This window comes from Streptomyces phyllanthi (assembly GCF_009377205.1).
Lineage (GTDB): Bacteria > Actinomycetota > Actinomycetes > Streptomycetales > Streptomycetaceae > Streptomyces > Streptomyces phyllanthi.
In genome coordinates this window covers 1-14477 of sequence record NZ_VJZE01000033.1, presented here as the reverse complement: position 1 = coordinate 14477, position 14477 = coordinate 1, and the positions used below count along the sequence as shown (strand labels likewise).

11 protein-coding genes are annotated in these 14477 nt (G+C 72.2%); 5 read left to right on the top strand and 6 right to left on the bottom strand.

Going from position 1 to position 14477, the window contains the following annotated elements:
- Positions 1-29: 29 nt before the first annotated feature.
- Positions 30-968 carry an endonuclease/exonuclease/phosphatase family protein gene (locus tag FNH04_RS07750; RefSeq protein WP_322722723.1) on the bottom strand — a complete coding sequence of 313 codons (939 nt, stop codon included), beginning with the start codon at positions 966-968 and terminating at the stop codon, positions 30-32.
- Between the two features lie 407 nt (positions 969-1375).
- Between FNH04_RS07750 and FNH04_RS07745 the strand changes: the two genes are divergently transcribed.
- Positions 1376-4303, top strand: coding sequence for a helix-turn-helix transcriptional regulator (locus FNH04_RS07745; protein WP_322722722.1), 2928 nt, complete (start codon positions 1376-1378; stop codon positions 4301-4303).
- Between the two features lie 53 nt (positions 4304-4356).
- Here the strand turns inward: FNH04_RS07745 and FNH04_RS07740 are convergent, their stop codons facing one another.
- The 3 genes from FNH04_RS07740 to FNH04_RS07730 form a co-directional block, all read right to left on the bottom strand.
- A complete protein-coding gene (locus tag FNH04_RS07740; RefSeq protein ID WP_152781682.1) occupies positions 4357-5229 on the bottom strand; it encodes a PhzF family phenazine biosynthesis protein in 873 nt (290 codons plus the stop codon).
- A gap of 62 nt (positions 5230-5291) precedes the next feature.
- Positions 5292-5705, bottom strand: coding sequence for a hypothetical protein (locus FNH04_RS07735; protein ID WP_228031214.1), 414 nt, complete (start codon positions 5703-5705; stop codon positions 5292-5294).
- A gap of 265 nt (positions 5706-5970) precedes the next feature.
- Entirely contained in the window at positions 5971-7587 is a 1617-nt protein-coding gene (locus FNH04_RS07730; RefSeq protein WP_152781680.1) for an isocitrate lyase/phosphoenolpyruvate mutase family protein, read from the bottom strand.
- Positions 7588-7652: 65 nt separating this feature from the next.
- On the opposite strand from FNH04_RS07730, the gene FNH04_RS07725 reads away from it, so the two are divergent.
- Entirely contained in the window at positions 7653-8330 is a 678-nt protein-coding gene (locus FNH04_RS07725) for an ArsR/SmtB family transcription factor (RefSeq protein ID WP_152781678.1), read from the top strand.
- Positions 8331-8486: 156 nt separating this feature from the next.
- On the opposite strand, the gene FNH04_RS07720 is transcribed toward FNH04_RS07725, so the two are convergent.
- Entirely contained in the window at positions 8487-9425 is a 939-nt protein-coding gene (locus FNH04_RS07720) for a LysR family transcriptional regulator (protein ID WP_152781709.1), read from the bottom strand.
- A 119-nt stretch (positions 9426-9544) separates the two neighbouring features.
- Between FNH04_RS07720 and FNH04_RS07715 the strand changes: the two genes are divergently transcribed.
- The 3 genes from FNH04_RS07715 (at position 9545) to FNH04_RS07705 (ending at position 13542) form a co-directional block, all read left to right on the top strand.
- Positions 9545-10666: a diaminopropionate ammonia-lyase gene (locus FNH04_RS07715; RefSeq protein WP_322722721.1), complete on the top strand. Its 1122-nt coding sequence runs from the start codon at positions 9545-9547 to the stop codon at positions 10664-10666.
- Between the two features lie 333 nt (positions 10667-10999).
- The gene (locus FNH04_RS07710; protein WP_152781675.1) at positions 11000-12271 is read left to right on the top strand and encodes a M20 family metallo-hydrolase; all 1272 of its coding nucleotides are present in this window, start codon (positions 11000-11002) and stop codon (positions 12269-12271) included.
- A gap of 86 nt (positions 12272-12357) precedes the next feature.
- A complete protein-coding gene (locus FNH04_RS07705; RefSeq protein ID WP_152781673.1) occupies positions 12358-13542 on the top strand; it encodes an ArgE/DapE family deacylase in 1185 nt (394 codons plus the stop codon).
- Between the two features lie 222 nt (positions 13543-13764).
- Here the strand turns inward: FNH04_RS07705 and FNH04_RS07700 are convergent.
- Positions 13765-14477: PaaI family thioesterase (locus tag FNH04_RS07700; RefSeq protein ID WP_322722720.1), on the bottom strand; the 713-nt coding region annotated here is incomplete at its 5' end.

Genomic DNA, 14477 nt, shown 5'->3' with positions numbered 1-14477 from the left:
TACCCGCGCCCTCTTCGGACGACTCCGCGTCACCCGGCACGCTCTGCCGAAGGCAGCAGCGCCAGCACGGCGACGACCGCCCGGTGGTCCGTGCCCGGCACGGTCCGTTCGGTGACGGAGACCCCCACCAGACCGGAGCCGTGCAGGACATGGTCGAGCTGGATCACGGGCGGTACGAGTGTCATGCCGACGGGCCAGGTCCGGCCCCATCCACGGCCGAGTTCGGCATGGGTGTCGGTGAGGCCCGACGCGAGCAGTTCGCGCATCGGCGCGTGATCGAGGGAGGCGTTGAAGTCCCCCAGGAAGACAGTGTCCGGGCCGCTGTTGCGCGCGACGGAGGCGAGCGCGGTCATGTCCCGGGTCCAGCGCTTCGCGTCACCGAGCGGGTAGTACGTGTGGACAGCGACCAGTCGTACGGTTCGTCCGCCCACCTTCACGTCCGCGGTGGTCTGCGGCCACGCGGTGTCGGCGTCCAGCGGGCCGCCACGGGCCAGCGGGATCCGCGAGTAGATCGAGGAGTCGTTCTCGGGACGCAGTTCCTGGTACGGCAGCAGCCGGTCCAGGCCGGCCTCGGCGAGCGCGGCGATGCCGTCGGACGGCAGTTCCTCCACGGCCAGTACGTCTATCCGTTCGGTCTTGACCAGCCGCACCAACGCACGAGGGTCCGCCCTGCCCACATGGGCGTTGAGGGTGGCCACACGCAACTCGGCCGCCTGTGCCGGTGCATGCGGCTGGCGCGGCACGAACCGTGGTACCAGCAGGGTGACTTGCGCAGCTGTGAGAAGTGCGACGACCGCCACCGCCACCCAGCGCGGGCGCAGAGCGGGAACGGCGAGCATGGCGATGAGCACGAGCACACTGAGCACGGTGCCGTAGGGGAAGAGCACCACGGGCACCGCGAGCGGTGTTCCCGCGTCCAGCCCTGTCAGCCGTACGACGAGCAGGGTGGACGGCACGGCGAGAAGCACGCCACAACCCAGTAGTCCGAACATCCGCCCCCGTCGGCCACGCCGGCCGTTTGCCCGATGCCCGCCGGCTGCATGGGGCGCGTCGACGGCAGTGTCCGTCATCTGTCCTCCACTCGGAACAGCACGGGCGGCGATCACCCGGGCTCTGGAGGGGGACGACGGCCGGGACTCGTACGGTTGCGGGGCGGCCCGGACACGGTCTCCCAGACGTGGCCTCAGCAGCCGGAGCCGTACTGTTCAAGCCCACCGAAGAACTCGGCCGATGCCTCCGCCAGGAACCAGCACGTGAGTGAACCGAGTCCACGTACTGACGGTTCTGTGAGATGGCGGTTGGTTGTGCGCGCAAGGTCGCGGAGGGGCGGCCACTCGGGAATGATCACGACTCGGTGGGGAACGGAGACGCGCTGGTGGCAGCGTTGGACGAGACGGCGACGATGCTGGTCGGCAGAGCCGAGGAACTCGGGCGGCTCGACTCGGTGATCGGCAGCCTGGGGCAGGACGGCGCTCCCGCTGTGGTCGACATCGCCGGAGACGCCGGCATGGGCAAGAGCCGGCTGCTGAGCGAGTTCTGTGCCCGGGCGCGGCAGGGCGGGCTGACGGTGCTGCGCGGCAGAGCCACGGAGTACGAGCGGCACACCCCGTTCCAGACGTTCACGGACGCGTTCGCCGACGTCGATCGTGCCCTTCTCGACTCGGATGCCGTGCCCGAGGCGGCGGCACCGGTGCTGCGCGGCGCGGGCGGTGTGCGGGGCTCGGCGTCGGCCGCGGGCCACCGTGATCGATTCGGCCTCTATCGTGCCGTCGCGGACGTGCTGACCAGGCTCGGGGAGCGCAGCGGGTTGGTGATGGTGCTGGACGACCTGCACTGGGCGGATCCCGCGTCCCTGGAGCTGTTGGACCTTGTGGTCCGGCACCCGGTGCGCGGCCGGGTGCTCGTAGTGGTGGCCCGTCGGGAACGGCAGACGCCGCACTCCCTTGCCGCGGCTCTGACACGCGGTGTGGACAGCGGAGCGGTGCTGCGCATGGCGCTGCGACCACTGCCCGAGCTGGAGTCGATCGAGGTGCTGGCCTCCGACCTGCCCCCGCGCGACGCGAAGGAGATCCATCGATCCAGCGAGGGCAACCCGCTTTACTTCCTCTGCCTCCTGCACGCCTACCGGCACGGCGCGTCGTCGCGCGGTACCGACGTCCGGGCCCACGGCGACACCGCTTCGGGGGTGCCGAGCGGGCTGGGATCGCTGCTCCTGGACGAACTGAGCGCGTTGACCGCGGCACAGCGCCGCACCGTCGAAGCGGTGGCGGTCCTCGGTGACCACGCCACGCCCGCGATGCTGAGCCTGACGACCGGACACACCACAGTGGAGGAACTCGACGACTGCGTCGGCGCACTGGCGCGGCGCGACGTGCTGCGGAGGGGATCCGACAGCCGCTGGTCACTGCGCCACCCACTCCTGCGGGCACTGGTCTACGAGAACACCGCCGCACCACGCCGAGCGGAGATCCACCGCGGTGCGGCGGACGAACTGGCCCGGGCAGGCGCCTCCGCCGCCGAGCGCGCCCACCATGTCGAGAAGTCGCTGGTCGGCTGGGATCCCGTGTCGGCGGCCGTACTGAGGGAGGCTGCCGCCCAGTTCACCCACACGGCGCCCGCGACGGCTGCTCATCTGCTGGACGTCGTCCTGCGGCTCATGCCGGACACACCCGCGTACGCAGGGCAGCGCGGTGAGTTGACGCTGGCGCGCGCGAGGGCACTCGGTGTGGGGGGCAGTCTGCGGGAGAGCCGTGATCTGCTCCACACGCTGATCAGCGGGTCCGGGCCGGACGACGCGTCACTGCGCAGGGATGCGACAGCGCTGTGCGCCATGATGGAACGGCATCTCGGACACTCCCCGGAAGCGACCGCTCTGCTGCGGCGGGAACTGTCCCGCAGTCCCGGCCCCGATCCCCGCCAGACGGTCTCCCTCGGGCTCGCGCTGGGCATGGCCGCCCTGAACACCGTTTCCTACCCCGACGTCCGCGACGACATCGAGCGGACCCTCGCGGTGGCCCGCTCACACGGTGACCCCATGGGAGAGACGGGTGCCCTGGCGCTGGCGGCGCTGGGGGAGGCCTACGAAGGGGAGACGGCTCAGGCCTGCCGGTTCGCCGATGCCGCCGCCGGGCTCGCGGACGGTCTGACCGACCCCGACCTCACGGACCTGTGCGAGGCGCTGGTGTGGCTGGCCTGGGCGGAAGCCCTGCTCGAACGCTATGCCGACGCCGAACGCCACGCCGACCGGGGGCTGGACGTCGCCCGCCGCAGCGGTCAGGTCCATGTCCTGCCCCACCTGTTGAGCAGCAAGGCCTTCGTGCACTTCAACACCTGTCGGCTGCCGTCCGCCCTGGAGTCGGCCGAGGAGGCGGAGTCCGTCGCACGAGCCATCGGCAGCAGCGATCTCCTGGCCTTCACTCTGTGCTTCAAGTCGCTGGTCCTTCTCCTGAGCCGCCCCCTGGGCGACACGAGTGCCCTGACGACCGCCGAGGAAGCCGTGGCCGCGGCAGGCGGAAGCAGCCACTGGTGGGCGTCGTTGGCCAGATGCGTACTCGGTCACACTGCGCTCGTGAGCGGCGACCCGCACCGTGCGCGGGACGCCATCCTGAAAGCCGGCGGCCCCGAACTGCTGGGGCTGCAGCCCTCCATACGCCCCGGGCAGCTGGACACCCTCGTCAGCACCGCCATCGCGGTCAACGACACCGAGCAGGCCGCGCGCTGGGCCGCACGAGCAGTCGAGGAAGCCGACCGGATGGGGCTTCAGGGCCAGCGCGGGGCGGCACTGCGCGCTGAGGCGGCGCTCGCCCAGCACCACGGTGACGCCCGCGCAGCCGCAGACCTCTTCGAGCGTGCCGCGCAGGCGTACGCACCCTCCGGCGCCACGCTCTGGGAGGCGTACTGCCTGCTGCTGGCGACTGTCCAGGCGCAGGCAGCAGGCGACGGCCCGCGCGCGCTCAGGATGTGGGAGCGGGCCCGCCGGCTCGCCGACGACGGCGGTGCGCGCCTGCTGTCCGACCTGGCCTCGATGGTGCGCCCCCGGGCAGAGGAAGCCTTGCGTGAACCCACGGAACTCGACGAACTGACCACACGCGAACGGGAGATCGCCGAACTCGTCGCCGAAGGACTCAGCAACCAGGCCATCGCGGCGAAGCTGTACATCAGTCACCGCACGGTCGAGACCCACCTGTCGGCCATCTACCGGAAGACCTCCGTGTCGTCCCGTTCGGCGCTGGCAGGCATCATGACGCGCGTCGCCCTCGACCGGCGCCCTCGCACCACGCACCCCCCGGCACACTGGGGTTGAGGCGCCCCCGGTCGCGGGACGTCACCGTGGAGCAGGCCGCAGGGCCGAAGCCGTCATCGGGGCAGCTCCTGGAGGTGTCCCTCGCCGACGAAGGAGACGTCGCCGCCCACCCGTACGGAGCGGATGTCCTGCCCGCTGCCGTGAGCACTGATCGTCATCTCGCTGGGGCGTCCGGTGAAGCGGCCCTGCCGCAGGACCACGAGCTCGCCGTCGTCGATCCTGCCGTGGCGGCGCAGGTGGGCGGCGGCGCATCCGGCGCCGCTGCCGGTGGCCACGTCCTCGGTGAGGCCGTCGTTGTTCCAGTGCCGTGCCTCCAGGGTGGTGGCGTCCAGAAGGTAGGCGAACCGGGCGCCGAGGCCGTCCAGCCGGGCGGAGATGTCCGTGGTGATACGAGCACGTTCGAGGGCGCCCTCACGTACGGGGACGACCAGGTAGCGCAGGCCGGTCGAGAGGACCTCGCAGGGCAGTTCCGGATCCAGGTCGTCCGCGTCCAGGGAGAACCACGACGCGATGTCCGGCGCGTCCCTCGGCTCCGGGCGGCCGAGGAACGAGGCCGGTCCCTGGTCCAGGATGCTCGCGTACCGCCCGGGGCCGTGACGCAGCGTGGTGACCTCCACGGTGCGGGCCTTCAGCCGGAGCGTCCATGTCCCGCTGTCTCCGGTGCCGTGCAGGGCGTGCAGCACGCAGGCCGCCCCGATGACGGGATGCCCGGCGAAGTCGAGTTCCTCGAAGAGGTCGAAGACGCGGGCCTTCCAGACGGCGTCCTGATCGGTCTCCTGGTTCAGGAAGATCGACTCGAAGTGCCGCAGCTCTTTGGTGATCCGCTCCATCTGGGCGCCGTCGAGCCCGGTGGCGTCGGGGAACACGGCGAGGCTGTTGCCGCTGTAGGGGCGGGAGCTGAAGACGTCGACGTGGAAGTAGCGCATGGCGCCGACGCTACTGGGCCCTTGGGAGGGCAGACCGGCCGGCCGTGGCGCCGGGGCCGCGCTCAGAGGGTCGGGAAGAGCACTGCGAAGAAGAGCCACAGCAGTACGGCCCAGAAACCCGCCGCCGCCAGCGACACGAGCAGGGAGCTGCGCCACCTCAGCACCAGGAACGGGAAGAGCACCGGGACCGCCCAGAAACCGGCCACGTCGATCGACATGCGGGCGGCCTCGCCGAGGCTTCCCGCGCGCCCCGCGGCGATACGGCGCAGCAGCCGCTGGGAGACGAAGCCGTACAGGCCGAAGACGATCGGGAAGAACCACAGCGGGGTGATCGTGATCAGCTCGGACTCGGAGAGCTCGTTGAACATGACCAGGTAGACACAGGCGGCGCCCAGCACACCCGCCACGAGCGCGGTCACGTAGAGGGCGGTCAGGGCCGTCGGCTCCGCCGAAACGGCCGGAGCGGGAACGAGCACGGGCGAAGCGTACGGAACATCGGCCGACGGGGCCCGGACCACCTGGTGGCAGTGGGGGCAACGGACGTCCTGCCCGGCACGGTCGGCCGGAGCCGAGATCAGGTGCCCGCACGAGGCATGGAATTCCACTTGCTGACGGTTCACGCGTTGCCTTCCCTGTACCACTCGGGTGCTGCTCGTCGCCGGTGACGCGTCGGCCGGCCGAACCAGCTCCAACCCGAGGGGGACAACGCCGGAGTGCGTCCGGCCCGCTCCGACGCACAGCTCATGGACGATTCTCACAGCCGCGCATCTCCCTGCCATCCGGGAGAACGCGTACGTGCCCACGTAGTTGGGCGGATCTCCGAGGTGTCCCGGCAGGCAGCCCCAGCCGCTGTACCTCGGCGTAGGACGGAGCACTCAGGTCCGTGGGCTGTCCGTCCCGGACGGCAGTCGCGGTGGCCACGGCCGCGGCCAGGGCCCTGCGGTAGGGCAACGAGCCGAGGCTGACCCTGCGCACGCCCAGCGCGGCCAGTCGGGAGAGGGTGGGACCGGTCGGTGAGTACAGGATGTTCAGCGGTGTGACGAGGGTTTCCGTCAGTGCGGCGATCCCGTCCGGGTCCGACAGCCCGGGCACGAACACCCCGTCCGCACCGGCCTGTTCGTAGATCGCGAGGCGTGTCGAGGTCTCTTCCTGCCGGAGGTCCAGCCAGTGGGTGTCGGTGCGCGCGTTCACGAACAGCGCGGGTACGGCGGCCTTGACGGCGGAGATCTTCGCAGCGTGCGACTCCACGGGGGCGAGCGTGCCGTCGGGGCGGCCGTCTTCGAGGTTGATACCCGCCGCGCCCGCGTCGTACAGCTTGCGTGCCAGCTCGGCGACTTCCTCCACGTCATCGCTGAAGCCGCCTTCGGCGTCGACCGTGAACAGGAAGGAGCCCTGTCCGAGCCGACGGGCGAGCGCCACGGTCGCGTCGACGGTGGCGGCGGCTCCGTCCGGCAGGCCGAGGGCAGCGGCCACGCCCAGGCTGGTGGTGCCGATGGCCTGGAAGCCCTGTGCCGCCAGGGCGGCGGCGGAGGCGTAGTCCCAGGCGTTGGGCAGCAGCAGCGGGGTGGCCTGGTGGTGCAGGCGGGCGAAGGGAGGCAGCGGGCGCCGGAGCAGGCCGTCGGCCAGGGCGAGGGCGTGGCGACGGCCGGGGCAGACGCGGGGTGGGGCGCCGAAGGCGAGGGGCACGGGGTGCGTGCGGTTGGCGGTCGCAAGACCGAGGAGCACCACGTCGGCCTCGGCGATCTCCCGGCCCGAGACGTGGGTGGCCCGGGCCGCGATACGACGCATGGTCCGTACCGGGGGAACCTCCCGGAGCACCCGGGCCAGCGGTACGTCGCCGCTGTCGGCCGCGGCCTCGACCAGCGCGGTCGTCGCGTCGCATGCCTGGACGAGCAACCCGATGCGGTTGGCGGCGGCCTCCAGAGCGGCTTCATCGGCCGGGTCCGGCGCCAGTCGCGCCACCAACCGGGCCACCGCCTCGTCCGCCGCCGCGTCACCGCCTCCGAAGTAGGCTCCGGCCACCACGATCACTGCCTGCGCCACCGCCCCGGGCTGAGGCATCCCCAGGGCTTCGGCGAGGGTACGCACCACCCGCGTCCGGACGTCTGCCTCCGGTCCCGCGGCCACCGCCTGCCGTAGCGAGGCAGGTTCCAGCCGGGCGAGTTCGGCTTCGACCAGAGCCCGTCGCCGGTGGTGCGGCTCCCCGGAGCAGAACCGGGCCACCGTGGCACGCAGCCAGGAGACACTCGCCCCGGGCGGACCGTCATCCGCGGCAGGCAGCTCCGGGACGAGCGCCGGATCGGCGAGCGCCGCCCGCACGTCCGCGTAGCGGTCGAACTCATGCACCTTGTGCGTCATGGCCCCGACGGTAGGGCCGGAACGGTTCGGCCCAGCCCGAACCGTGCCTGCGGCATCATGGCCGCATGTCCCCGCTCGCCGAGACCGCCGGTCTGCTCGCCGACCCCACCCGGGCGGCCTTCTGCCAGGCCCTGCTCGACGGCCGCGCCTGGACCGCGGGCGAGCTCGCCCGGCATGCCGACGTCCGGCCGTCCACGGCCAGCGAGCAGCTCTCCCGCCTGGTCAAGGGCGGGCTGTTGGCGGAGGAGCGCCAGGGCCGGCACCGGTATGTCCGGCTGGCCGGCCCGGAGGCAGCCGCACTGATCGAAGCCCTCGCCTCGTACGCCCCGGGCGTCCCCCGCCCGCGGAACCTGCGCCAATCGGTGCGGCTCGGCGCCGAGGCCAGGGCCCGCACCTGCTACGACCATCTGGCAGGGCGGCTGGGCGTGGCCCTGGCCGACGCGGTGATCACCCGCGGCCTGGTCGCCGACGACTGCGGACTCGCCGTCACTCCAGCCGGCCGAGCCTGGCTGACCGAGGCCCTGGGCTACCAGCATCCCGCGGGCACCCGACGCCCCTTGGTACGCAGCTGCCTGGACTGGACGGAGCGCCGGCCCCACCTGGCCGGGGCGCTGGGAGCGGCCCTGTGCGCCACAGCGCTGGAGAGACAGTGGGTACGGCGGGTCGGCTCCGGGCGCGCGGTGAAGGTGACCCCGGAAGGGGGCGAGGCGTTCCGGGAACTGCTGGGGGTGGAGGTCGGCTAGGCCCCGTCGTTTGGATCATCCCGGCGTCGCGGGGTCCGGCACGCGCTCCCCCAGGCTCTTCGAGCAGGGGCCCCCGCGGCGTTGTTGTCACTCGCCGACTCCGCCGAGCTCTCGGCTTCGCTCGAGCAGGGGGTCGGCCCTCCGCAGGCGATGCCGTCAATCCCCGTGCTCTGCCGACGTCCGGAGGGAACGCAGGATGATCGCTCGGTGGAGGGCGGCCCGGCACGCCAGGATGGCCGGGTGCTGGCTGCGTCCGCGGCGTACGACGGTGAAGAGGCGGCGCGTGCGCTGACCGCGGGGAAGCTGCCGCAAGGTGACGGTCGGGGGCTGTCCGTTCCAGACGAGGTCGGGGAGGAAAGCCGCGGCGTGCTTCTGCTCGACCAGGCGGAGGTGGAGCAGGAGGTCGGTGGTCTCGAACCGCACGTCGGGTTCGAAGCCGGCGTTGCGGCACAGGGTCATGGCCCAGTGCCGGGCGGTGGTTCCCTCGGGTTCCATCACCCAGGGGTGGTCGGCGAGTGAGCGCAGTGCCGCCGTGGGGCCGCCGGTGTCCGTGTCCTCGGCCGGTTGTGGCAGCGCGAGGTGGAGGGGGTCGTCGAGCAGGTCCTCTTGTTCGAGTTCGGCGGGGCGAGGGTTGGGGTTGCCGGGGTATTCCTCGGCGAGGACCAGGTCGAAGTCGCGGGCCTGCAGGGCGGGCAGGGCCTTTTCCGGTTCCCTGTGTGTGACGTGGACGCGCAGGTGCGGGTGCAGGTCACGTAGCAGGCTGAGCGCGGTCGGGACCAGGGACAGGGCGGCGGTCTGGAACGAGGCGATGCGCAGTGTGCCGGTCAGGTCGGTCAGGGAGGCGGCGATGTCCGCCTCCGCGCGCTCGAGGCGTTCGAGGACCGCTTCGGTGTGGGCGACGAGGATCTCGGCCTGCTCGGTCAGCCGCACCCGCCGTCCGACCGGTTCCAGCAGCGGTACGCCGACTTCGGCTTCCAGCTGGGAGAGCTGCTGTGAGACGGAGGAGGGGGCATAGGACAGGGCGGCGGCGACAGCCGCCAGGGTGCCGCGATGCTTGAGTTCGCGCAGCAGACGCAGCCGGTGCAGGTCGAACATCGCCAGCCCGCCCTCCTCGCCCTTGCGGAGCGACAAGGCTCATTCATCGGATTGTTCGATGAGTATAGGTCGAAAACATTCGCTGGACCGATCGCAGGGAGCCGTCGGACCCTGATCGTGTGTCTGAGAACGCTTCCTCTCCCCGTACGCCGCCGTGGTGTGCGCCGCCCGGCTCCCGTACCTGGCGATGTGCACCCGCACCCTCCGACGTACGGGGCTTTCACGCCGCACTGCCCGGCTACTCACCCACCTCACTGACCGAAACTCCGCCCTTGGCAGAGGAGTTGAGGGTCGGCCGGGTCTTCGTCAAGGACGAGTCGTGCCGTCTGGGGCTGCCCGCGTTCAAGGCCCTGGGCGCGTCCTGGGCGGTCCACCGCACCCTCGCCGAGCGGGCCGCGAACGGCCGGCAGCCGGGCCCGGTCACCCTGGTGACGGCCACCGACGGCAACCACGGCCGGGCGGTGGCCCGCATGGCACGCCTGCTGGGGCAGCGCGCCCACGTCCTCGTCCCGCAGGGCGTGCACCCGCGGGCCGTAGCGGCCATCGCCGCCGAGCGGGCGAAGGTCACCGAGGTCGCGGGGCCGTACGACGAGGCCGTGCGCCTGGCGTCCGAGGCGGCTGCCGTCCCGGACGCCGTCCTGGTCCAGGACACCGCCTGGCCGGGCTACGAACAGATCCCGGGGTGGATCGTCGAGGGCTACTCCACCCTCTGCGCCGAGATCGACGAGCAACTGGCGGCACAGGGGGTGGCCGAGGGACCTGATCTCGTCTCCATACCGGTGGGAGTGGGTTCACTGGCCCAGGCCGTCGTCACCCACTACCGCAGCCGTCCCACCGGACGGGCTCCCGCGCTGCTGTCGGTGGAGCCGGAGACCGCGGCCTGCGTCCTGGAAAGCCTCACCGTCGGTGAACCCGTCAGCGTCACCACCGGCGACACCACCATGGCCGGGCTGAACTGCGGCACCCCCTCGAGCATCGCCTGGCCCTACCTGCGCAGGGGGCTGGATGCCGCTGTCGCCGTCCCCGACGGCGACAGCGCCCGCGCGGCCGCCCGCCTCGCGGCCCTCGGGATTTCCTCGGGTCCCTGCGGGGCCGCCGCGCTCGCCGGTCTCCGCGCGACGCTCACCGGCAGGGGCACCGACGAGTGCCGTACGGCACTGGGGCTCGACGCGACCTCGGTGGTCGTACTGCTGAGCACCGAGGGCCCGGCCGCCAACCCGCACGCCACCGCCGATCACTGAACACGCGACACCCGAAAACCCCGCGTCGAACCACCGCGCCTTCATCACTCCGCACTGGACCGGCCGGACCACGAGGGGGGCGTCAGCGCGCCGCCCCACTTCGCAGCCGCGCTCGCCGGCCCCGGCCTGCTCCCACCTGACCCTGCCCGGCCAGGACACAGCGGTGGTGTCACGCAGCGCCCTCATGGCCGGTCCCGGGACAGGCCGCGGGCACAGCACATGCACCACTGCCGCGAGCGCGTGGCGGCCGGCCCGGTTCGGTCGCGACCGGAGCCGGCTGACCCGCACACGCCACCCACCCGACCGTTTCGGATGACCTCCAGGAGACAGTCCATGACGCCCACCCCCGACACGATCACCGTCAACGGCGACCGCCTCTGGCAGTCCCTGATGGACCTCGCCGAGATCGGCGCCTACGACGACGAGCGCACCGGCCTGCGCGGTGTCGACCGCCTTGCCCTGACCGACGCCGACGCGGTCGGCCGCCGCCAGGTGATCATGTGGATGGAACAGGCCGGTCTGACCGTCCGCATCGACCGGATGGGCAACATCTACGGCCGCCGTGAGGGCACCGACCCCACCGCGGCCCCGGTCCTGACCGGTTCGCACATCGACAGTGTCGCCACCGCGGGCGCCTTCGACGGCTGCCTCGGCGTCCTGGGCGGTATCGAAGCCGTCCGCACCCTCGACGAACGCGGCATCACCACCCGCCGCCCGATCGAGGTCGGCGTCTTCACCGAGGAGGAGGGCGTCCGCTTCGGCACCGACATGCTCGGCAGTGCCGTAGCCGCCGGCCGCCTCACCCTGGAGTACGCCCACGCCCTGACCGACCGCGACGGCCTCACCCTCGGCGGCGAACTCACGCGCACCGGCTTCGACGGCCCCACCGACGTATGTCTCGCCCCGCCGCACGCCTACGTCGAATGCCACATCGAACAGGGCCCCGTCCTCGCCGAGAACGACGTCGAGATCGGCGTCGTCACCGGCGTCCAGGGCATCTCCTGGCAGGAGATCACCATCCACGGCCGCGCCGCCCACGCCGGCACCACCCCCACCCGTCTGCGCGCCGACGCCGGACTCGCGGCCGCGCAGATCATCGTCCACCTGCGGGCCCTGGTCGACTCCGGCGAGTACGGGGACCTGCGCGCCACCGTCGGCCACCTGGTCGTCCACCCGGACCTGACCAACATCGTCCCCGCCCGCGCCGAGCTGACGGTCGACCTGCGCAACCCCGACGACGCCTCGATGGCCCGCGCCGAAGAAGCCCTCGCCGCGTTCCTGCGCGACCTCGAGAACAGCGGGCCGGGCCTGTCGCTGACCACCCGGCGGATGGCCAGGACCGCCTACGTCCCCTTCGACGAGGGAGTGCGGAAGGTGATCGCACAGGCCGCCGACGACCACGGCCTGGACCACATCTCCCTGCTCTCCGGCGCCGGCCACGACGCGCAGGAGATCGCCGCGCTCTGCCCCACCGCCATGATCTTCGTACGCGGCGAGTACGACGGCATCAGCCACAACCCCCGCGAGTACTCCACCCCCGAAGCCTGCGCCCATGGCGTCGACGTCCTGGCCACGACCCTCCTGCGCCTGGCCGGCCAGGACTGATCACGGCTCTCAGCGGCGCCGGCAGCAGACGCGTTCGCCGTCCCGCCCCGGCTCCCGGGGCGGCATCAGCAATCCGGAAGGCCCTCATGCTCCCCGAGAACCCCTCGATTCCAGCGACTCCCGAGCCCCTCGACCCGGACCCGAGCCGCCTGCTGGCCCGGCTGGTCTCCATCGACTCCGTCAATCCGGACCTCGTACGCGGTGGGGCCGGCGAGACCACCATCGCCGACTTCTGCGGCGAATGGCTGGCTGCCCGCGGCTTCGAGGTCCACCGCCTGGAAGGGCGCCCCGGCCGGCCCTCACTCGTCGCGACCGCCCGCGGTACCGGCGGCGGCCGCTCCCTCATGCTGGGCGGCCATCTCGACACGGTCGGCCTCGCCGACTACGACGGCGACCCGCTCGACCCGCGGGTCCGCGACGGCAGGATGTACGGCCGCGGCACCTTCGACATGAAGGGCGGTATCGCGGCCATGATGGTCGCCGCCGCCCGTGCCACCGCCCACGGCCCCCTGCGCGGCGACGTCATCCTCGCCTGCGTCGCCGACGAGGAGCACGGCAGCTCGGGCACCGAGGAGGTACTGGAGTCCTTCACCGCCGACGCGGCGATCGTCACCGAGCCGAGCCACCTCGAAGTCACCCTCGCCCACAAGGGGTTCGCCTGGTTCGATGTCGAGATCGAAGGCCGCGCGGCCCATGGTTCGCGGCCCGAGCTCGGTGTCGACGCCATCGCCAAGGCCGGGTACTTCCTGGTCGCGCTGGAGGAACTGGGACAGCGCCTCGCGCGGGGCCCGGCACACCCCCTGCTGGGCACCGGCACCGTGCACGCCTCCGTCATCCACGGAGGCGAGGAGCCCTCCACCTACCCGGCGCACTGTCGCATCACCCTGGAGCGCCGCACCGTCCCGGGCGAGAGCGCCGACAGCGTCGAGCGCGAACTGACCGCCGTACTCGACCACTTCACCACCGCGGTCCCCGACTTCCGCTACCGGCTGACCCGCGGCCTGCACCGCGAGCCCTTCCAGGCCGACCCCGACGCACTCATCGTGCGCACCCTCACCCACCACGCCGAGCGGGCACTCGGCCGCCCGCCCGCGGTACGCGCCGAGCCCTACTGGACCGACTGCGCCCTCCTGGACCGCGCGGGCATCCCCTGCCTGCTCTTCGGCGTCGACGGCGCCGGTGCCCACGCGGCCACCGAGTACGTCGACCTCGACTCGCTGAACCGCCTCACCGACATCCTCACCGGCACCATCGCCGACTTCTGTTCCTGAGCCCACTGCCCCAGCACCACCGCTGAGGCCTGCGAACCGCTCACCGAGGTGCCGTACTGCCGCCCGTCGCGCTGAAACCGCGGAAGTGCGCCGCGGGCGCGTCAGAGCCTGTGTCATATCCCCGGCCGGGCGCGCGACGCCTGGCACGCACACTCGCCTCACCGTTTCCTCGGGCGAGGAGCGTCCGACTTGCCTACCGCACGCTCCGCGGCCCCTGGGCCCTCACACTGTTCCGCGCAGGCTCGGGAACAAGGCACGCGTGCGGTCGGGGTCGGGTGTGACGAAGACGCCGTCCGCGGTCACCACGGTGGTGGACGGTTCCCCCTCGGTGCTGATCGAGCCGTCCACGAAGATCTTGCGGCCCTCGGTGCCCGTGACGCGGGCGTGGACCCTCAGGGGAGTCTCCAGCGGGACGGGCCGGTGGTAGCGCACCTGCAGGGAGACCGTCATGCCGGGCATGCCGGCCGCGGCGCAGGCCCGGCCCATCAACTCGTCCAGCAACATGGCGCTCATACCGCCGTGCACATAGCCGGGCGGCCCCTCGTGGGCGAAACCGAGGGTGCACCGTCCGATGAGGCCGCCGTCGGCCGGCGTCACCCGCATGGGCGGGGCGAGAGGGCTGCCGGCGCCGGTGACGGGGCTGTACATCCGCGTCCCCCCGGGGAACTCGTCCACGGCCGGGATCTCCGCTCGCTCGCGCCGCCGCCCGGTCAGCTGCCCGGTGATCCGGCGGACGCCGTCCGCCACGCGGTGCAGGGCCTCCGCCGGGGCCGAGGTGCGCACGGTGGCGTCCACCAGGGCCCGTAGTTCGTGGCCGAGTGCGGCGATCGCCGCCCGCTGGTGTTCCAGTTCTCCTTCCGTCGGTCGTCGGGTGGTGCCGTTCGTCGCCGGCGGTGCGGTCGGGGGTGTGTTCATCAGGGTTCTCGGTAGGGGAG

Coding starts and splice junctions, on each gene's coding strand:
- FNH04_RS07740 (WP_152781682.1), bottom strand. CDS start 5,229: ATGCGCTACTTCCACGTCGACGTCTTCAGCTCCCGCCCCTACAGCGGC.
- FNH04_RS07730 (WP_152781680.1), bottom strand. CDS start 7,587: ATGACGCACAAGGTGCATGAGTTCGACCGCTACGCGGACGTGCGGGCG.
- FNH04_RS07725 (WP_152781678.1), top strand. CDS start 7,653: ATGTCCCCGCTCGCCGAGACCGCCGGTCTGCTCGCCGACCCCACCCGG.
- FNH04_RS07720 (WP_152781709.1), bottom strand. CDS start 9,425: ATGTTCGACCTGCACCGGCTGCGTCTGCTGCGCGAACTCAAGCATCGC.
- FNH04_RS07710 (WP_152781675.1), top strand. CDS start 11,000: ATGACGCCCACCCCCGACACGATCACCGTCAACGGCGACCGCCTCTGG.
- FNH04_RS07705 (WP_152781673.1), top strand. CDS start 12,358: ATGCTCCCCGAGAACCCCTCGATTCCAGCGACTCCCGAGCCCCTCGAC.